The organism is Brevundimonas sp. GW821-FHT10E09 (assembly GCF_058809375.1).
In genome coordinates this window covers 24,494-42,273 of sequence record NZ_JBXASO010000018.1, presented here as the reverse complement: position 1 = coordinate 42,273, position 17,780 = coordinate 24,494, and the positions used below count along the sequence as shown (strand labels likewise).

Below are 17,780 nucleotides of genomic sequence, written 5' to 3'. Positions count from 1 at the left end.
GCATAACGCGTGCGGCCGCGCCGGGATCAGGCCCTTGGTCGGCGTCAAGATCGATCATGACCGTTGCGACGCGATGCGTGTTCACCAATGATCTATCGGGCCGGACATCGACGGCGCCCCTTCCAGGAAGATCCTCATGGCCCAAGGTCATTCTCATGGCGCCGGCGCAAGCAGCAAGCGCCTGTTATGGGCGCTCGCCCTGACGTCGGCCTTCCTGATCGCCGAGGTCGTAGGGGCGGTCGTATTCAAGAGCCTGGCCCTGCTGTCGGACGCGGCGCACATGTTCACTGATGTCGCTGCGCTGGCGATCGCGTTGGCGGCGATCAAGATCGGAGAGCGTCCCGCCGACGCCGTTCGAACCTTCGGCTATCGCCGGTTCGAAATCCTCGCCGCCGCCTTCAACGCCGTCCTGCTGTTCGTGGTGGCGGGCTACGTCCTCTATGAAGGTGTTCTGCGCCTGTTTGCGCCTGAACCGGTCGGCTCCGTTGGGATGCTTGTCGTCGCCTCCCTGGGCCTGGCCGTGAACCTCGTGTCGATGCGGCTTCTGGCCTCGGGGGCGAACGCCAGTCTGAACGTGAAAGGAGCCTATCTGGAGGTTTGGGCTGACATGCTGGGCTCTGTCGGGGTGATCGGCGGGGCTGTTCTCATCATGCTGACGGGCTGGCTCTGGGTCGATCCCGTTGTCGCGATCGGCATCGGCCTCTGGGTGTTGCCGCGGACATGGATGCTCTTGAAGAACACCACCCATATCCTCCTCGAAGGCGTACCAAAGGGCCTGTCTCTTGAAAGCGTGCGTGCGACGATCGCCGCCGTCCCGGGGGTAGCGGAAGTCCATGATCTGCACCTGTGGGGCGTCAGCAGCGATGATGTGAACGGCTCGGTCCATCTGGTCCTTGCCGAAGGCCAGGTCGCTGAACAGGTTCGCCGCGCTGTTCTGGTGGAGATGAACGACGTCCACGGCATCGACCACGCCACAGTTCAGATCGAAGCAGGACCTTCCGGCAACGGGGCTGGAGCCGGTCACGGGCCCGTCGCCCATCGATGACATTGGGTCCGGGCCCGTCCTTGAAGGCCTGCTCGAGCCGCTGGAGACTTGAGCGGTCCTTTCGGTCATGGATGCGTTGCGTGGACGCGACCCTGCCGTGAAGCGACTGGCCTATGTCGTTTCACAGTGAGGCGCCCGGCCTTCCTGATCCGCCGCCCTCAGGGAGTGACCCGTTTGGCTGGGTCCTGCGACTTCTTGCCTGAGGTGCGCGCAAACCCGATTCCCAGCACGACGAGCGTCAGGAGTTGGACCCCCACGCCTTCGACGGTCGGGTAGAGGCCCAGAATCTCGATGCGCGGCGCCCAGGTGATCGGGTGGACGTCGAGCCAACCCGCTTCCTGAAGCGCCGCCACGCCCTTTCCGACCAGCACGACCGACAGGGCGGCCATGAGGATCGAGCTCAGGGAGAAGAAACGACTGATCGGTAGGCGTTTGCTATAGGCTAGGAGCGCCCAGGCCACCACCGCCAGAACCGCGACCGCCGCGAGCGCTCCGCTCAACATGCCGACGTGACCGCCCTGGCTCCAGATCGCAGCGTAGAACAGGATCGTCTCGAAGACCTCCCGATAGACGACGACGAACGCCAACAGGAAGAGGAACCAGGCTGATCGTTTCGAGAGCGCCTTGGAGAGCTTGTCGCGGATATAGGTCTGCCAGGCGTCGGCGTGCGACTTGCCATGCATCCAGATGCCGACGGAAACGAGAACAACCGCCGCAAGGAGCGATCCGAACCCTTCAGTGAGTTCGCGGCTGGCGCCGCTGATCGAGATGATGAAGGTCGCGGCCGCCCAGGTGGCGCCGCCGGCAGCCAGCGCCGCTACCCATCCGCCATGGACATAGCGAAGCACGTCCGGCCGATCAGCCTTCCTGAGGAAGGCGATCATTGCGACCACGATGAGCAGGGCCTCCAGGCCCTCACGGAGCAGGATGGTGAAGGCCCCCGCAAAGCTGGCGGCATTGTCCGCCTCATGGGGCGCGAGGGCGCGTTCTGCCGTGTCGATCAGGGCGTTCAGACGCGCGATACGGCTCGCGACCTCTTCAGCCGGCGCGCCCTTGCTGATCGAAGCGCGTAGTTCGGTCATGGCCGTCTCGACGCGCCGCATGAGGGCCCTGTCACGGGCGCCGAGCGCCGGCTCCACGGGCTCGAAGCCGTCGAGATAAGCCGACAACGCCAGGTCCGTCGCGCCCTTGCGGTCGCCTTGGCGATAGGCCGCCTCGCTCTCCGCCAGGCGTGTTCGAGCCAAGGTCAGCGTCGAGCCCGCCGGGCGAACGGTCGCCTCCGGATGGCGACGCAGATAGGCTGTCACCGCCCGCGCCCTGGTCTCGCCGATCCGCGACGCCAACTCTGCCGGCGTCGCCTGGGTGACGGCCGTCAAATCCGGGAAGGCGGCGCGGACGGAAGGATCGCTCTCCCAAATACGCCGGCCTTCGGCGGCTTCGGCGTCAGTGAAGGCGAAACGGCCGACATAGAAGGCCAGCGCCCAACGGTCCTCGCCCGGCAGATGCGAGAAGCTGGCCATCGCTGTACCGTCGAGACCCTGATCGATGACCTGGTACAGGCCGAAGACGCTGCGCTGACGGGCGCGCTCCACGTCCGCGAACGCGATCGGAGCCGGATCGAGTCCCTGCGCGCCCTCGCCGTCGGCGCGTCCGTCGGCGCCGTGGCAGACCGCGCATTGGGCGTCGTAGAGCGCTGCGCCCTTGGCCAAGTCGGGCGGGAACGACGGCGCCAGCGGGCTCGGATAGGCCGCCAGAACCGCCCCCGCCAGAGCCTTGGCCTGGCGACCGACGGCGCCCGGATCGCTCTTGCCGCGGATGGCGGTTTGCAGGGCGGCGGCGTCACGAACCAGATCGGCCTTGGCCGGGGTTGACGGCAGGGCTTCCAAGCGGGTCAGGATCTGGCCGCTGAACTCGACCATCTCGCCGTATTCGGCCGGATTGGTCACCTGACCGTTCGACACAGCGCCGGCATAGTCAACCGCCACATAGTCGAGCAATCGCCAAGCGACCTGGGCCTGGGAGGCGGACGGGGCCTGAGCGAAGGCCGGGACGACCAGTCCCAGCGTGAACAGCATGGCGAACAGGCGGAACAGAGAGCGCATGAGAAATCCAATTGTGATCGGCTCGCATTAGCATCGGAGTCCGGTGGCTGTCGTGTTTAATGCGACGCCGAATGATCGTGCAGGGCTTCGATCACCTTGCAGGCGGAGACCCGGCCGCCGGCGCATTCCGCGGTCATTCGCGAAAGTTCGCTCTGGAGGGCTTGCAGCTGGGCGATCTTCCGCCTCACCTCGGCCAGGTGACGCTCGGCGATAGCGTTCGCTTCGTCGCAGGGCAGGTCGGGATGATCGGACAGGTCCAGCAGGGAGCGGATCGAATCCAGGGCGAAGCCTAAGTGGCGCGCTTGACGGATGAACGAAAGGCGCCGCACTGCCTCGTCGTTATACATTCGCCGATCGCTGGCGGTCCGGGGCGGCGCAGGAAGCAGCCCGATCTCCTCGTAGAACCGGATGGTCGGAACCTTGACACCTGTGGCGGCCGCGAGCTTGCCGATCGGGCGCAACGGCGACGAAGCAGGAGAGGGCAGGGTCATTGCGCCACCATGGGTCGGAAGGCCAAAGAACAGAAGCGGAAAGGCCGTAGGACGGGCCAGCACGTGAGAGCCGCCGGCCGAGGCCTATAAGGACAAGGGCGAAGCCGAAGGCCGCCAGTGTCAAGGCGCCGGTGAGCGCCATGCCGGAGGCGCAGGCGGCGGCGCCCTTGGCGTCGCCGACGGCGAACATCGCCCGGCCGACGAAATAGAGCGCCGCCAGAACCGGAAGCAAGATCATTTCTCGCCCCGCAATACTGTGGCGAGGATGAGATGGGCGCCGATGGCCTAGACGGTCTGTTCGAGGGAGTTCTGAAGGAGGGATCCATGGGAACTACTGGGCCTCGGCGGCCGTACGGCTTCGCGAGGCCAGCAAAATCAGGCCGACGCCGCAGACGATGGCCGTGTCGGCGAGGTTGAACGTAGGCCAGCGGGCGTCGCCCCAGTGGAGATCGATGAAGTCCGTGACGGCGCCGAACCTCAGGCGGTCCAGCAGATTTCCGAACGCGCCGCCGACCAAGAGGCTCAGGCCCGCTGCGAGCAACGGCGTGCGGGTCCGCCAGGCCCAGGCCGACAGTACGGCTATGATCAGCAGCGAGACGACGCTCAGAGTCCACCGCCCCACGTCGCCGGAGCCGGCGAAAAGGCCGAAAGTGACGCCCGGATTGAATCCCAGTCGCAGCGCGAGGAAGGATGTGAGATCCACCGCGACGTCGAGGTGAGCGCGGGCCAGGGCCTTGGTGGCTTGGTCGATGGCGGCGACCGCCACGGCGAATCCGAGCGCCGTCGCCTGTAGTCTGAGCCCCCCAACGCCTCGGCGCTCCGTGAACACCATGATCGTGAATCCTCCTGTCGTTTCGACTTCTTGTGGATCCTCTAGGTGCTAGAGGATCAAGTCCCTTCGTCAGTGGCGCGAGAGAATGCGCATCTTCGACTTAATGCTCGAGCGGCGGGAGGATTTATCATGCGGCCGGCAGGTGGGGATCTAAGGTTGAGCATCCCAATCTTGGAACCGGCGGCCTGAGGCGGGGTTGAGGCGCACCTCGTCTAGAGCTATACGGTTGCGGGATGGGTCTGGCGGTGTGGCTGCCTAATCTGATCGCCAGAGCGGGCCTTCGTTTGCTCGGCGGCGGGGTTGATCCTGGTGCCGTTGAGGGTGGCGGTACGCCAGCGCTACCGTGCTTCATTGAGAGGCCACCACCGCCTGTATGCCAGCCGATGCTGGCGGCCGAACTTTGCTTTGGAGGGTGGATTTCGTATGATGACATCGAATGCCGAGCACGACCGTCAGCGGCGAACGCTGATCATCGTGCTGATCTTGAATGGCCTGCTGTTCGCCGGGCTCGGGCTCGGCGGATTGCTGGCGGACTCCAGCGCCTTGCTGGCCAATGCGCTCGACAATGCTTCCGACAGCCTGATCTACTGGATCAGCTTCCTGGCGGTGGGCCGCGCCCTAACCTGGAAGCGCCGTGCGGCTAGAGTTTCTGGCGTTCTTTTGCTGATTTTCGCCGCGGGCGTATTGATCGACGCCGGTCGCCGATGGTGGCTGGGAACCGAGCCGATCGGCTGGACCATGATCAGCCTGGCCGTCGTCGCGGCGGCGGTCAACCTGGTCTGCCTCCAGTTGATGCGGCGTCTGGGAGGCGGCGACGTTAACCTGCGTGCTGCCGAGACCTTCAGCTTCAACGACTTCGCGTCGAATGGCGGCATCCTCGTCGCCGGCGCGCTGGTCCTGTGGTTGAATCAATCCTGGCCTGACCTGGTGGTTGGCGTCGTCGTCGCCGGGATCGCGGCGAAGGGCGGTCTCGAGATTCTCGAGGACGCCCGGACCTCAGACGAAAGCGCCTCCAAAGGCTAGGTGTTCAGTCCATAGGTTAGGCGGGTTAGATCGCATCGGAAGCGGCGTGGTTCATTAGTCCAGGCCTTGCAGGTGGCTTCGCAGGGTGTGAGTCGGTTCAGGGTCTTAAGCCGTTAGGCGAAGTTGTAGGCGTCCAGGTGTTAAGGTTCTGGGCCGTTTATGACGGGTGTAGCGTATAGCGGCGGACGGTGGCCTCCTTGAGCGTCCCGTTCATCCGCTCGACCTGGCAGTTGGTCCAGGAGCGGCAGAACGCCGCTCATAGTGCTCCTCCCAATGCCTATGGCCCCGATGGGACGTGGTTCGCTTTCGCGGCGTGCCTAGCCAGGTCCTGGAGGATTGGGCAATCAGGCCGATCGTCGCCTGCGCAACATCGCGCTAGGGTCTCCAGGGTGTCGGCCATGGCCTGCATTTCGGCGATGCGCGCCTGAAGGTCGGCGATGCGCTGCTCGGCGACGGCCTTGACCTCCCGGCTGGGCCGCGTCCGGTCGCGCCACAGGGAGAGCAGTATGGCGATCTCCTCGACCGAGAAGCCGAGATTGCGGGCGCGGCGGATGAACCGGAGCTCGTTGACGTCGCGATCGCCGACGGCGCGATAGTTGCCGCCGGTGCGGTCCGCCGGCCGGATCAGTCCTGTGGATTCGTAATAGCGGATCATTTCGGCGGACACGCCTGTGGCTCGGGAGGCCTGGCCAATATTCACGCTGAACCTCCCGTGGTGCGGGTTTCAAGGTTCGAAGGCTTGAAGATTCTCGAGTTTCGGGTTTTGGGGCGTCTCCTGTCAACGCGCCATGAGGCATGCGGCCAGGCGGCCTTTCAGGACTTCATTGTCCGACCTGCTGCAAGGCGGCGCGCTTCGCCTGGGTCCTGACCGGTACTTCGATACAGTAGCGATCATCCGCCGCCATCCGCGTTACGCCCTGCAGCTGAGCTTCAGCGCTGTTCCGATCAGTTCAGCAGCTTGGGCTTGTTTCCGACTGCATCATCGGTCTTGATAGAAGGTTCAGCATACTCTTCCAGCGCGTCTTGAACCATATCCTTCAAGAGTTTCGGCCGGGCGGGCGCTGACAGGAGTGACGCCATGCCGACGGCCCACGACCCACGCCATAGCCATGCTCGCGGCGGCTTTTCGCATGAAGGCGGAAAGGCGATCGATCCGGTCTGCGGCATGGCCGTGGATGCCGCCGCCGCCAATCATCGCGCAGTGCACGAAGGACACGACTACGTCTTCTGCTCGGGGGGCTGTCGCACGAAGTTCGTCGCGGACCCGGCCCAATACCTGGGCGAGAGGTCGAAGGCGGCCCCGTCGGCCCGGGCGACTCCAGGGACGATCTATACCTGTCCGATGCATCCGCAGGTGCGTCAGGAGGGGCCAGGTTCCTGTCCGATCTGCGGCATGGCGCTGGAGCCCGAGACGGTCACCGCCGAGGCTGGGCCCAATCATGAACTGAAGGACTTCACGCGGCGGCTCTGGGTCGGCGCCGTCTTCACCCTGCCGGTCGCCGCGCTGGAGATGGGCGGTCACCTGACCGGACTGATGGACAGAATCCCCGGGCAGACGTCGAACTGGATCCAGTTCGCGCTGGCGACGCCGGTGGTCCTGTGGGCCGGCTGGCCCTTCTTCGTGCGCGGATGGAAGTCCCTCCTCAATCGAAGCCTCAACATGTTCACCCTGATCGCCCTCGGCGTGGGCGCAGCCTGGATCTACAGCGTCGTCGCGGTCTTGGCGCCGGGCCTGTTTCCATCGGCCATGCTGCGCATGGACGGCAGCGCGCCCGTCTATTTCGAGGCGGCGGCGGTGATCACGGTGCTCGTCCTGGTAGGCCAGGTCCTGGAGTTGCGCGCGCGTGAACAGACCTCTGGCGCGATCCGGGCCCTGCTCGATCTGACGCCCAAGACCGCCCGCCGTGTGCGCGACGACGGCGCCGACGAGGATGTGACCCTCGACCTTGTCACGGTCGGCGACCGGTTGCGCGTCCGCCCGGGTGAAAAGATTCCGGTCGATGGCGAGATCCTCGAAGGCCGCGTGGCCATCGACGAATCCCTCGTGACGGGTGAGTCGATGCCGGTCACCAAGGAGGCCGGCGCCAGGGTCATCGCCGGTTCACTGAACAAGACGGGCTCCTTCCTCATGCGCGCAGACAAGGTCGGCGCCGACACCCTTCTGGCCCAGATCGTCCAGATGGTGGCCCAGGCCCAGCGCAGCCGCGCGCCCATCCAGCGCCTTGCCGACCTGGTCTCTGGCTGGTTCGTGCCGGCCGTCGTCGGCATCGCCGCCGTCGCCGCCGTCGTCTGGGGTCTGGTCGGGCCAGACCCGCGCCTGTCCTATGCCCTGGTCGCGGCCGTGTCGGTGCTCATCATCGCCTGCCCCTGCGCCCTGGGCCTCGCCACGCCGATCTCGATCATGGTGGGGGTGGGGCGAGGCGCGCGCGCCGGCGTCCTGATCAAGAACGCCGAGGCGCTGGAGCGGTTCGAGAAGGTGGACACCCTGGTGCTCGACAAGACCGGCACCCTGACCGAGGGACGGCCGTCGGTGACGACAATCCGCGCGGTCGAAGGTTTTGACGACGTCGAGCTTCTTCGCCTGTCCGCCAGCCTCGAGCGGGGCAGCGAACATCCCCTGGCTGACGCCATCGTGCGGGCGGCGGCCGATCGCGGCCTGACGCTTTCCGAGGCTGCAGAGTTCGACAGTCCGGTCGGGCGAGGCGTCACCGGCCTGGTCGACGGCCGTCGTCTGTTCCTGGGCAATGCCCGCTACCTGACGGAGGCCGGGGTCGATGTCGCGCCCCTCGAGGCCGAGGCCGAAACTTTGCGGGAGGAGGGCGCTACGGCCATCTTCGTCGCGATCGACGGCGCCGTGGCCGGCGTCCTCGGCATCGCCGATCCGGTGAAGGCCACGACCGCTGACGCCATCCGCGACCTGAAGGCCGCAGGCCTTCGGCTGGTGATGATGACCGGCGACAACCGCACGACCGCGCAGGCCGTCGCACGCCGGCTGGGCATCGACGACGTGCGCGCCGAGGTGCTGCCCCAGGACAAGGCTTCGGTCGTGCAGCAGCTTCGGGCCGAGGGCCGCGTGGTCGCCATGGCCGGAGACGGCGTCAACGACGCCCCGGCCCTGGCCGCGGCGGACGTCGGGGTCGCCATGGGAGCCGGCTCCGATGTGGCGATCGAAAGCGCCGGGGTCACCCTGCTGGGCGGCGACCTCCAGGGCATCGTTCGGGCGCGACATCTGTCCAAAGCCGTCATGGGCAACATCCGCCAGAATCTCCTGTTCGCCTTCGGCTACAACACCCTGGGGATTCCGGTGGCGGCCGGCGTCCTGTTTCCGGTCTTCGGCCTGATGCTGTCGCCGGCGCTGGCGGCGCTTGCCATGGCCCTGTCCTCGGTCAGCGTCATCGCCAATGCGCTGCGGCTCCGCGCCGTCCGGCTCTAGACGACAGGGCCGCCTGGATCAGTCGGAGGCGATCTTGAGGGGAAGACCGCAGGCTTGCGTATTCATGAGAGAGGGGCGCTTCCTCAAGGAGACAAACGTGAACCGTTTCAAGATCGCAACCCTGGCCGGCGCGGTCGCCGCGCTTTCCGTTTTCGCGGGCCAGGCCGACGCCCACGCCCGCCTCGTCAGCGCCACGCCGGCGACCGGCGCCACGGTGGCGGCGCCGCGCACCATCAGCCTCACCTTCAGCGAGCGCATGGCGCCCGCCTTCTCCGGCTTTGACGTCGCCAACGCCCAGGGAACCGTCATTCCCGTTCAGGCCCAGGTCTCCAAGGACGGCAAGACCCTGAGCGGGTCCCCGCGCTCCGCCCTGGCCGCCGGGGCCTATACGGTCAACTGGCGCGTGGCCTCGCCCGACGGCCACCGCATGACAGGCTCCACGACCTTCATCGTGCGCTGAGCCATGCTGGAGTTCGCGGTCGTCCTTCTGAGGCTGGCGCAGTATCTGGGCGCCATGCTCCTGCTGGGCGTGCCCCTGTTCTTCGCCTTCAGGATGCCCACGTCGGACGCGGCCGTCGAGAGATGGCCGCGAAAGACCCTGCTGGCTGCGGCCTTCTTGACCGCGATCGCCTCGCTCGCGGCTCTGGTCCTGCAAACCGCCGTCATGGCGGGGTCGATGACGGAGGCGCTGAAGCCGGCCTCCCTGGCCTATATGGCGCTCGACATGGAAATCGGCCGCGCCTTTCTGGCGAGAGCGGTGATCGCGGCCCTCGCGGGGGTCCTGCTTCTCGTGCTCCGACCCGGTCGCGCCGGCTGGATCGACCTCACGGTCCTGGGGCTGATGGTTTGCGCCAGCCTGGCCTGGACCGGCCACGGCGCCGCCACCGAGGGCGCCCTGGGCGTCGTCCATCTCGCGGCGGATATCATCCACGCCGCTGCTGCGGCCATGTGGCTGGGCGCCCTGGCCGCGCTGGGCCTGTTCCTGGCCATCCCCCATGGCGACGCCGAGCGGGACCGGCTTACTCATGACGCCCTGCACGGCTTTGCCGGCATGGGTACGCTCGCGGTGGGGCTTCTGGTCGCCACGGGTCTGGTGAACACCTGGTTCCTGGTCGGTCCGGACCGGCTGGGCGCGCTGCTGACGACGCCCTACGGCCTTCTGCTGAGTGCGAAACTGGCGGTCTTTGCCGGCATGCTGGCCCTTGCCGCGTCCAATCGCTTTGTCCTGACGCCCTGTCTTCATCGCGCCCTCGAGGATGAAAGCCAGAAGCCGTCGGCGATCAGGGCTCTGCGACGCAGCCTGGTGCTGGAGACGCTTTTGGCCGTCATCCTTCTGGGGCTGGTCGCCGTGATGGGCACGCTCGCGCCGCCCGCCGCCATGATGATGTGACGTCAGCGCGCGCGACCCGGCCTGCACCGCCTTCGGCGTCCCGGGGCGAATAAAGTCCTCCCTTGCGTCGTCAGCGCGGGGGAGGACGTTTGCTAGCCGAGCTTGACCCGTGTCTCGTTCAGGAAGGTGTAGTCCAGCAGGAAAAGGTTCTTGGGCGCCGGGCCCTTCCGGATGCGGCCTGCGGTGTCGTAGTGGGAGCCGTGGCACGGGCAGAACCAGCCGCCGTAGTCGCCCGTCCCGAAGGTCGGAATACACCCCAGATGGGTGCAGACGCCGATCAGGATCAGCCATTCGGGTTTGCCGGGCTTGTGACGACTGGCGTCCGTCGCAGGGTCACGTAGCGCCGCATTGTCGTCCGCGACCGCCTCGGCGATTTCCTTGGGGGTGCGGTGGCGGATGAACACCGGCTTTCCGCGCCATTTGACCACGATCTGCTGGCCGAGCTGGACCTTGCCGTAGTCGACCTCGACCGAGGAGAGGGCCAGGGTGTCGGCGGCAGGGTTCATGGAGTTGATCAGCGGCCAGAGCGCCATGCCGACGGCGCCGACCGCCAGAGCCCCGGCGGCCACATGGATGAAGTCACGCCGATCCGTGAGGTCCGAGGAGGAGAGAACGGCCTTGCTGTCCGGATGCGGCATTCGAGCTCTTCTCCCTGAGTTCCGAGACGGGCGCGGCGAGGGCGCAACCCTTCCGGCCGCCGCGAACCTGATCCTGCAGGATCAACCGCGCGCCGGACGGGCCGGTTCCCGACCTCGGCCGCACGGGAGATGCCGGGAAAGGAGATCGCATGAGCCGCGAGAGCGCGGGGCCCATGCGCGGTTCAGGCGCTACGCAGGCGCGTGTCAGGAGGCCGGTCGCGGCGCCCGGGTTGAGGAGTGATAGCTGATAATGCGCCATTCGCCGTCACGCTGCCTCAGGACGCTCGTGGCGACGCCGCGACGTTCAACCGGTGCGCGGCCGGCCGTCTTGAAGGCGATCCGGAAACGATAGGTCTCCGTGGCGTAGGCGACGTCGCCTACGACGGTCGCCTTGGTTGCATGGTCCTGGAAGGCGAAGCTGGAGAATGCCTCAAGCTCAGGCGCCAGGTGGTGGGACAGATACTGGGAGATGGAGCCCTCCGCGCTGCCCTGCTCGAAGACCTGGGCGTCGGGCCAGAAGAAGGTTTCGGAGCGGGAGGCGCTGAGCGCCTCAAGGGCGCCGCGGTAGCCGTCCAGCACGGCGACCACTTCGGCCTCGGCGGTCGTTTGCGCCAGCGCGGGCGCTGGGATCATGACCGGGGCGGCGAGGGCGGCGACGGCGATGATCATGGAACGATAGGTCAAAGGGGTTCTCCTTGGTCGCTGTGAACGAACGGCTGGGTTCGGGCCGGTATCCGCCGGCGACGGTCGTATCCAGGCATGTGATGACCATGCTTTCGCCCCTCCCGGCGAAGACCCGCTGTAATTCCCCTACGCACGGTCTGGCTTGGTGCCCTCAAAATACGCCACAGTGGGACGACGGCTCCGTCTTGAGGGATGAGCGCCGGGTCATGCGTATCCCCAGTAAGAACGTCGAAAGGCACCGATCATGGATGAGCTTGAAAACTGGCTGAGGCGCGCGGCGTCCGGCGACGGCGTGGCGCTCGATCGGCTCGAGGAGGACGTCTGGAGCCGCGTGAAAGCGATCCAGGCGCAGCGGGCGACCGGCCGGATTCGTTTGGCCGCCGTGGCGATGGCCCTTGTGATCGGGATCGCCAACGGCGGTCTGGGCGCGACGTTCGCGCAGACGTCTTCGTCGGAGATGTCGATCTTCTCGGTGGCGGCGATGTCGCCCCTGGTGCGACTGGAAGCGGGCTGATGGCCGTCGCCTGGAAGTCCATCGCCGTGACGGTCGCGCTCGCCGCCGCGGCGAGCGGGGTCGGCGCATGGGCCGGCGCCAGCTGGGTGCTCAACAAGCAGGCGCCGCCGTCCCTGCACGAGATCGTTCACAAGGACCTCGATCTGTCGGCGCAACAACTGGCCAGGATCGAGGGGATAGAAACCCGGTTCGCGGGGCAGCGCGTCCAGCTGGAAGGTCGTGTCCAGGCCGCCAATCGCGAACTGGCCGAGGCGATCAGGATCAGCAACGGAGACAGTCGGGCGGTGCAGCCGGCCGTCGACCACTTCCATGACGCCATGGGCGGCCTGCAGCAGGCGACCATCGCCCACATCTTCGAGATGCGGACGGTGATGAACGAGGCCCAGGCCCGACGCTTCGACCGGAGCGTTGTCGAGGCGCTCACCGCCGACGTTCAATAGCGTCCGTGGACGAAAGACAAGCCCTGCAGTACCGAGCGGCCCGCGGCGATGTCGTGGCCTTCGAAACGCTTGTGCGGGACACCAAGGCGGGTCTCTACAGGTTTGTCCGCCGCTATGTCGGCGACGCCGATGAAACCTATGATCTCGTCCAGGAGGCCTATGCCGCCGCCTGGCTGGCCATCCATCGCTATGAGCCGGAACGATCCTTCGAAGCCTGGCTGAGGACGATCGCCATCAACAAATGCCGGGACTGGAGCCGTCGCCGCAATATCCGCAGGCTGTTCACGGGCTCGACCGATCTCCACTCCGCCGAGGCCCTGGCCGTTCCGGACGATGAGGCCGGCGCGGAAGACCAGTATGACGCCGCCGAACAGGCGCAGCGCCTGCATGCGGCCATCGCCGCCCTGCCGCCGAAATTGAAGGAGCCGCTGCTGCTGACGGCCATCGAGGAGCGCAGTCACGCCGAGGCCGCGGAGATCCTTGGCCTCTCCGCCAAGGCGGTGGAAATGCGGGTGGCCCGGGCTCGCCAGAAGCTTTCCCAGCATTTCCGGGTCGGCCTCGCCAACTGATCCGCTGGAACTGTGTTCGCGTTGCGGACTTGCTGCACCAGACATCTCTGAGGGGCGGGCGGTCTCGCGTGCGTATCCTATTGGAGAGCCAGGTTCGCTTTTCGGATCGAACCGGCGGTGAGGACTGTGCCATGACGCTTGATCGTCGAAGCCTGCTGCACGCCGCCGTCGCTGGCGGCGGTCTTTTGGGGATGCAAGGTTTGCTGCCGGCCTGGGCGCAGACCGGTTCTCCCGGCTTGCGAGCGGATATCCCGACCCTGACCGGGGCAAGCATTGATCTGACGGTCGGGCAGTCGCCCTTCACCGTGAATGGTCGAACGGCCACGGCGACAACGATAAACGGAATGCTCCCGGCCCCGCTCCTGCGTCTTCGCGAGGGGCAGGATGTTCGCCTGGCGGTCTCGAACCAACTGGACGAGGACACCTCGATCCACTGGCACGGCGTCCTTCTGCCCTTCCAGATGGATGGAGTGCCCGGGATCAGCTTTCCCGGCATCAAACCGCGCGAGACCTTTGTCTATGAATTCCCGGTCCGTCAGTCCGGGACCTTTTGGTATCACAGCCATTCGGGGCTGCAGGAAGCGCTCGGCCACTACGGCCCCATCGTCATCGATCCGGCGGGCGCCGATCCGGTCGCCTATGATCGCGAGCACGTCCTGGTCCTGTCGGACTGGAGCTTCATGCATCCGCATGAAATCCTGGCCAAGCTGAAGAAGAGCCCCGGCTATTTCAATCGCCATCGGACGACGCTCGCGGGCCTGCTGGACGGATCGGACGGCATGAGCCTCGCCGACCGCCGGATGTGGGGAGCCATGCGGATGGACCCGCGCGACATCCTCGACGTCAACGGCTCGACCTATACCTATCTGATCAACGGCCACGGGCCGCAGGAGAACTGGACCGGCCTGTTCCGGCCCGGCGAGCGAGTGCGTCTGCGCGTCATCAACGCCTCGGCCATGTCGATCTTCAACGTCCGCATCCCGGGTCTGGCCATGACGGTGGTCCAGGCCGACGGCGAGAATGTGCGCCCGGTCGAGACCGACGAGTTCCAGATCTCGGTCGCCGAGACCTATGACGTCATCGTCCGACCGACCGAGGACCGGGCCTACACCATCGTCTCCGAAGCCATCGACCGTTCCGGCATGGGCCGCGCCACCCTGGCGCCGCGTCTGGGCATGACGGCGGAGGTGCCGCCGCTGCGCGAGGTGCCCACCCTGACCATGAAGGACATGGGGATGGGCGACATGGGCGGCATGAGCGGAATGGAGGGGATGGGCGCCGCGCCGATGGCCGGAATGGACCATGGCTCAATGGCCGGGATGGACCACGGCGCCGCCGCCCCGGTAGGCGAGGCCATGGCTGGAATGGATCACGGGTCCATGGGCGCTATGAACATGCGCGATCCCCAGAACGCGCCGCCCAATATGGCTGTGGGCGTAGGGGTCCAGACCATATCGCCTATGCCGATGAACCGCATGGGCGAACGGCCGCAGGGCCTGGAAAAGGTCGACCACCGTGTGCTGGTCTACACGGATCTGGTCTCGCTGGCTCCGAACAAGGACAGGCGCGAGCCCAGCCGCTCCATGGAGATCCACCTGACCGGCAACATGGAACGGTTCATGTGGGGCTTCGATGGCCGCAAGTTCTCGGAACTGGTCGAGCCAATCCGCTTCGAGCGGAACGAACGCGTGCGGGTGACCCTAGTGAACGACACCATGATGGCGCACCCGATCCACCTCCATGGACATTTCTTCGAGCTCGTCACGGGCGGGCCCGACGGGCATCAGCCCCTGAAACACACCGTCAACGTCGCGCCGGGCGGCAAGGTCAGTTTCGACCTCACGGCCGACAATCCGGGAGACTGGGCCTTCCACTGCCATCTGCTGATGCACATGCACGCCGGCATGTTCAATGTCGTCACCATTCGTCCGATGGAAGGGGCGGGGTCATGATCCGTTTCTCCGTTGCACTGCTGCCTCTGATCCTGGCGGCCACGCCCGCACTGGCCCAGAGCCATGCCGGACACGGTGCGACCTCGCCGACGCCGCGCCAGACTCCGTCCCCCACGCAGGGATGCGTCGCGCCGGGTTCAACGACAGCGACGACAGGGACCGCGGGAATGAGCCAGTCTCCGGCCTCGGCCTGCCCCCCGGGAAGCGTGCCCGCTCACGCCAGCGGCGGTCATGATATGTCGGCCATGGGGCAGACCCAGCCTGCGCCGGCGAAAGCCGGACATGACATGTCCACGATGCCAATGGGTGCGGCGCCAGCAGGGCAGGCGGACCCGCATGCGGGGCACGACATGTCGACCATGGGGCAGGCCCAGCCCGCGCCGGCGACGGCCGGCCATGACATGTCTATGATGCCGATGAGTTCGGCGCCCTTGGGGCAGACGGATCCCCATGCCGGACATGACATGTCCGGCATGGCTGGAATGGCCATGCCGCCGGAGGTTCCGACGAGTGCGGACAATCCCGGACGCCCGCCCCAGGCGCCGCCTCCGGCCGCCGCGCTGGACGGGCCTCCCCATGTGGCGGACCAGATCTTCAGCGCCGAGGACATGGCGGCGGCGCGCAGGGGTCTGGTGGCTGAAAACGGCGACATTCGCGTCGGCGCGGTCATGATCGACCAGCTGGAAGCGACGTCCGTCGACGGTGAGGAGGGCTACGCCTGGGACGCCCAGGGCTGGTACGGCGGTGACATTCATCGCTTCTGGTGGAAGTCGGAAGGCGAGGGCGAGTTCGGCGGAGCGCTCGAGGAGGCTGAGCTGCAGGGGCTCTACAGCCGCGCCTTCACCCCCTATTTCGACTTCCAGACGGGCCTGCGGCAGACCTATCGGCCCGAGGGCGACCGGACTGACCTTGTCGTCGGGGTCCAGGGCCTGGCGCCCTACTGGTTTGAAGTCGACGCCGCAGCCTTCCTGTCCAACAAGGGCGAGCTGACGGCGCGCGCCGAGGCCGAATATGATCAGAGGATCACCCAGAAGCTGATCCTTCAGCCCCGCGCCGAGGTGAACCTGTCGGCGGAAAACATCCCGGAGCTGGGGATCGGATCAGGTCTGTCCACCCTGCAGGTCGGCGCACGTCTGCGGTACGAGATACGTCGAGAATTCGCGCCCTATGTCGGGGTCGAATGGACCAGGAGCTTTGGCGCCACGCGCGATTTCGCCGAAGCGCGAGGGCGAAGCGCCGAAGACACCCGAGTGGTGGTCGGCATCAGGGCCTGGTTCTAGTATTTTGGAGAATATGATGAAGATTCAAATCGCTGCGGCGCTGGCGGCTACAGGCCTGTTGGCGGCCTGTCAGCCGGCGGCCGAACAGCCCCAACCCAAGGAAGCGATCTCGGTCGCCGAGCCGGTCGCGAACACAATGGCCCCGACCGTCGCCCCGGTTACGGAGGTTGCCTCCGCGACCGCACCGACGGGGCAGGCCACGCCCGCCGGTGAGAAGGCGGCCGAACCCGTCAAGGCTACGCCTGCGCGTGAGCGCGGACGTCCGTCCCAGACCCCGAACGTGAGCCCGTCGCAAACCAAGCCCCAATCTGCGCCCATGCCGGGCCATGACATGCCGGGCCACGATATGTCGACCATGCCGGACATGCCCGGCATGGACCACTCTCCGAAACCAAGCCCGAACTAAGGAAGACAACCAAGATGCGTAATTTCATTCCCTTCGCGATCGCCGCCGCGATGCTGGTTTCCGCCGGCGCCGCTTCCGCCCAGACCGCTGATCCCCATGCGGGTCATGGCTCCATGGCGATGGCCGCGCCTGCGTCAGCCGGCGTGCAGACTTCGCCGGCCGACGGCTCGATGTCCTCGACCGCGCCGACCGCCTTCACCATCACCTTTCCCCATGCCATGACCTTGAAGTCCCTGACGCTGGCGACAGACGGCGGCCGTCCGACGGCCGTTCCCGTTCAGGCCGCCGCCGGCACGACGGCGACGGTCTCCCTGCCTGCGCTCGGAAAGGGCAATCACGTTCTGGCCTGGTCGGCCCAGGGCGCTGACGGCCACGTCATGAGCGGCGCTGCCCGCTTCATGGTCCACTAGAAACGGCCATGGCTCCGGTCGGTCCACGCCACTCATGGGCAGCCGACCGGAGCCGTTCCGGCGATCTTGACTTGTCGATGCTCAAAGCGCGTAACCTGACGCTGTGATGTGGAATCTGCTCCGCACAGTCCTGATCGTCTTGGCGCTGGCCGGATTCTTCGGCCAGTCGACGGCGCACGCCATGCCTGTCCAGGTGTTTCACAGCGCCGAAGTCGAAGCCGAAACCATGGATTGCGCCGAAGCCATGGACATGGCGGCCGACGAATCCGGCGGTCCCGGCGACTGCTGCAAGGACATGACGCCGGATTGCGTCGCCAAGATGGGCTGCGCCGCTGTCGCCGCGCCCTTGCCGCCGCTGGTCCTTATCCCGCCGCCCGTCGCGCCGCTTGTCATCGCCTTCGTGAATTTGAACATCACGCGGGAAGGGGCCGGGCCGGCTCCGCTATTTTCTCCTCCTCAACGGCAGGCCTGAACCGCCCATTGGTTTGATCGGCTGCGCCCCACGGCGGGTCCTGTCACGCCTATGGAAATCCATGCCCCGTGCGTCGCGCCGTTCATGGCCGATGCCATG

The 17,780-nt window shown here is 66.5% G+C and carries 20 protein-coding genes; 13 read left to right on the top strand and 7 right to left on the bottom strand.

Annotated elements, in window-relative coordinates; translation table 11 throughout:
• Positions 1–136: 136 nt before the first annotated feature.
• Complete coding sequence (locus AC1RSI_RS15055) at positions 137–1,045, top strand: cation diffusion facilitator family transporter (protein WP_291754404.1); 909 nt, start codon at positions 137–139, stop codon at positions 1,043–1,045.
• Between the two features lie 158 nt (positions 1,046–1,203).
• Here the strand turns inward: AC1RSI_RS15055 and AC1RSI_RS15050 are convergent, their stop codons facing one another.
• The 3 genes from AC1RSI_RS15050 to lspA all read right to left on the bottom strand — a co-directional run bounded on the left by AC1RSI_RS15050 (position 1,204) and on the right by lspA (position 4,470).
• On the bottom strand, positions 1,204–3,147 hold the full coding sequence (locus AC1RSI_RS15050; RefSeq protein WP_447941556.1) for an FTR1 family protein: 1,944 nt from the start codon (positions 3,145–3,147) through the stop codon (positions 1,204–1,206).
• A gap of 56 nt (positions 3,148–3,203) precedes the next feature.
• Positions 3,204–3,638, bottom strand: a complete 435-nt coding sequence (locus AC1RSI_RS15045) for a MerR family transcriptional regulator (RefSeq protein WP_291754409.1) — start codon at positions 3,636–3,638, stop codon at positions 3,204–3,206.
• A gap of 331 nt (positions 3,639–3,969) precedes the next feature.
• Entirely contained in the window at positions 3,970–4,470 is a 501-nt protein-coding gene (lspA, locus tag AC1RSI_RS15040) for a signal peptidase II (protein ID WP_291754411.1), read from the bottom strand.
• A 423-nt stretch (positions 4,471–4,893) separates the two neighbouring features.
• Between lspA and AC1RSI_RS15035 the strand changes: the two genes are divergently transcribed.
• Complete coding sequence (locus tag AC1RSI_RS15035) at positions 4,894–5,493, top strand: cation efflux transmembrane domain-containing protein (protein ID WP_291754417.1); 600 nt, start codon at positions 4,894–4,896, stop codon at positions 5,491–5,493.
• A 277-nt stretch (positions 5,494–5,770) separates the two neighbouring features.
• Here AC1RSI_RS15035 and cueR read toward each other — a convergent pair whose 3' ends face one another.
• Together cueR and AC1RSI_RS15025 are read right to left on the bottom strand one after the other, a co-directional pair.
• Positions 5,771–6,193, bottom strand: a complete 423-nt coding sequence (cueR, locus tag AC1RSI_RS15030; protein WP_291754413.1) for a Cu(I)-responsive transcriptional regulator — start codon at positions 6,191–6,193, stop codon at positions 5,771–5,773.
• Between the two features lie 121 nt (positions 6,194–6,314).
• A complete protein-coding gene (locus AC1RSI_RS15025) occupies positions 6,315–6,416 on the bottom strand; it encodes a metal-sensing transcriptional repressor (RefSeq protein WP_367118254.1) in 102 nt (33 codons plus the stop codon).
• 155 nt (positions 6,417–6,571) lie between these two features.
• On the opposite strand from AC1RSI_RS15025, the gene AC1RSI_RS15020 reads away from it, so the two are divergent.
• The 3 genes from AC1RSI_RS15020 (at position 6,572) to copD (ending at position 10,316) form a co-directional block, all read left to right on the top strand.
• A complete protein-coding gene (locus AC1RSI_RS15020) occupies positions 6,572–8,926 on the top strand; it encodes a heavy metal translocating P-type ATPase (RefSeq protein ID WP_447941555.1) in 2,355 nt (784 codons plus the stop codon).
• Positions 8,927–8,990: 64 nt separating this feature from the next.
• A complete protein-coding gene (gene copC / locus AC1RSI_RS15015) occupies positions 8,991–9,386 on the top strand; it encodes a copper homeostasis periplasmic binding protein CopC (RefSeq protein ID WP_291752955.1) in 396 nt (131 codons plus the stop codon).
• A gap of 3 nt (positions 9,387–9,389) precedes the next feature.
• Complete coding sequence (gene copD / locus AC1RSI_RS15010) at positions 9,390–10,316, top strand: copper homeostasis membrane protein CopD (RefSeq protein WP_291752952.1); 927 nt, start codon at positions 9,390–9,392, stop codon at positions 10,314–10,316.
• A 92-nt stretch (positions 10,317–10,408) separates the two neighbouring features.
• On the opposite strand, the gene petA is transcribed toward copD, so the two are convergent.
• Positions 10,409–10,954: a ubiquinol-cytochrome c reductase iron-sulfur subunit gene (gene petA, locus AC1RSI_RS15005; RefSeq protein ID WP_291752950.1), complete on the bottom strand. Its 546-nt coding sequence runs from the start codon at positions 10,952–10,954 to the stop codon at positions 10,409–10,411.
• A gap of 204 nt (positions 10,955–11,158) precedes the next feature.
• Positions 11,159–11,638 (bottom strand): YybH family protein, encoded by a 480-nt coding sequence (locus tag AC1RSI_RS15000; protein WP_447941554.1) that lies wholly within the window; start codon positions 11,636–11,638, stop codon positions 11,159–11,161.
• 244 nt (positions 11,639–11,882) lie between these two features.
• Here AC1RSI_RS15000 and AC1RSI_RS14995 point away from each other — a divergent pair, with 244 nt between their 5' ends.
• The 8 genes from AC1RSI_RS14995 (at position 11,883) to AC1RSI_RS14960 (ending at position 17,681) form a co-directional block, all read left to right on the top strand.
• Positions 11,883–12,152 (top strand): hypothetical protein, encoded by a 270-nt coding sequence (locus tag AC1RSI_RS14995; protein WP_291752946.1) that lies wholly within the window; start codon positions 11,883–11,885, stop codon positions 12,150–12,152.
• Positions 12,152–12,592, top strand: a complete 441-nt coding sequence (locus AC1RSI_RS14990) for a periplasmic heavy metal sensor (RefSeq protein ID WP_447941553.1) — start codon at positions 12,152–12,154, stop codon at positions 12,590–12,592. The genes AC1RSI_RS14995 and AC1RSI_RS14990 overlap by 1 nt, the downstream gene beginning before the upstream one ends.
• Positions 12,593–12,597: 5 nt before the next feature.
• Entirely contained in the window at positions 12,598–13,161 is a 564-nt protein-coding gene (locus tag AC1RSI_RS14985) for an RNA polymerase sigma factor (protein WP_291752942.1), read from the top strand.
• Between the two features lie 131 nt (positions 13,162–13,292).
• Complete coding sequence (locus tag AC1RSI_RS14980; protein ID WP_291752939.1) at positions 13,293–15,113, top strand: copper resistance system multicopper oxidase; 1,821 nt, start codon at positions 13,293–13,295, stop codon at positions 15,111–15,113.
• A 287-nt stretch (positions 15,114–15,400) separates the two neighbouring features.
• Entirely contained in the window at positions 15,401–16,393 is a 993-nt protein-coding gene (locus AC1RSI_RS14975; RefSeq protein WP_447941552.1) for a copper resistance protein B, read from the top strand.
• Between the two features lie 16 nt (positions 16,394–16,409).
• Entirely contained in the window at positions 16,410–16,799 is a 390-nt protein-coding gene (locus AC1RSI_RS14970; protein WP_291752935.1) for a hypothetical protein, read from the top strand.
• Positions 16,800–16,813: 14 nt separating this feature from the next.
• Entirely contained in the window at positions 16,814–17,209 is a 396-nt protein-coding gene (locus AC1RSI_RS14965) for a copper resistance CopC family protein (RefSeq protein WP_291752933.1), read from the top strand.
• Between the two features lie 106 nt (positions 17,210–17,315).
• A complete protein-coding gene (locus tag AC1RSI_RS14960; RefSeq protein WP_291752931.1) occupies positions 17,316–17,681 on the top strand; it encodes a hypothetical protein in 366 nt (121 codons plus the stop codon).
• Positions 17,682–17,780: the final 99 nt, after the last annotated feature.

Excerpts from the sequence above, each read along its gene's own strand:
- AC1RSI_RS15055 (WP_291754404.1), top strand. The coding sequence starts at position 137 with ATGGCCCAAGGTCATTCTCATGGCGCCGGCGCAAGCAGCAAGCGCCTG.
- AC1RSI_RS15050 (WP_447941556.1), bottom strand. The coding sequence starts at position 3,147 with ATGCGCTCTCTGTTCCGCCTGTTCGCCATGCTGTTCACGCTGGGACTG.
- AC1RSI_RS15045 (WP_291754409.1), bottom strand. The coding sequence starts at position 3,638 with ATGACCCTGCCCTCTCCTGCTTCGTCGCCGTTGCGCCCGATCGGCAAG.
- lspA (WP_291754411.1), bottom strand. The coding sequence starts at position 4,470 with ATGGTGTTCACGGAGCGCCGAGGCGTTGGGGGGCTCAGACTACAGGCG.
- AC1RSI_RS15035 (WP_291754417.1), top strand. The coding sequence starts at position 4,894 with ATGATGACATCGAATGCCGAGCACGACCGTCAGCGGCGAACGCTGATC.
- AC1RSI_RS15020 (WP_447941555.1), top strand. The coding sequence starts at position 6,572 with ATGCCGACGGCCCACGACCCACGCCATAGCCATGCTCGCGGCGGCTTT.
- copC (WP_291752955.1), top strand. The coding sequence starts at position 8,991 with ATGAGAGAGGGGCGCTTCCTCAAGGAGACAAACGTGAACCGTTTCAAG.
- copD (WP_291752952.1), top strand. The coding sequence starts at position 9,390 with ATGCTGGAGTTCGCGGTCGTCCTTCTGAGGCTGGCGCAGTATCTGGGC.
- petA (WP_291752950.1), bottom strand. The coding sequence starts at position 10,954 with ATGCCGCATCCGGACAGCAAGGCCGTTCTCTCCTCCTCGGACCTCACG.
- AC1RSI_RS14995 (WP_291752946.1), top strand. The coding sequence starts at position 11,883 with ATGGATGAGCTTGAAAACTGGCTGAGGCGCGCGGCGTCCGGCGACGGC.
- AC1RSI_RS14990 (WP_447941553.1), top strand. The coding sequence starts at position 12,152 with ATGGCCGTCGCCTGGAAGTCCATCGCCGTGACGGTCGCGCTCGCCGCC.
- AC1RSI_RS14980 (WP_291752939.1), top strand. The coding sequence starts at position 13,293 with ATGACGCTTGATCGTCGAAGCCTGCTGCACGCCGCCGTCGCTGGCGGC.
- AC1RSI_RS14975 (WP_447941552.1), top strand. The coding sequence starts at position 15,401 with ATGTCCACGATGCCAATGGGTGCGGCGCCAGCAGGGCAGGCGGACCCG.
- AC1RSI_RS14970 (WP_291752935.1), top strand. The coding sequence starts at position 16,410 with ATGAAGATTCAAATCGCTGCGGCGCTGGCGGCTACAGGCCTGTTGGCG.
- AC1RSI_RS14965 (WP_291752933.1), top strand. The coding sequence starts at position 16,814 with ATGCGTAATTTCATTCCCTTCGCGATCGCCGCCGCGATGCTGGTTTCC.
- AC1RSI_RS14960 (WP_291752931.1), top strand. The coding sequence starts at position 17,316 with ATGTGGAATCTGCTCCGCACAGTCCTGATCGTCTTGGCGCTGGCCGGA.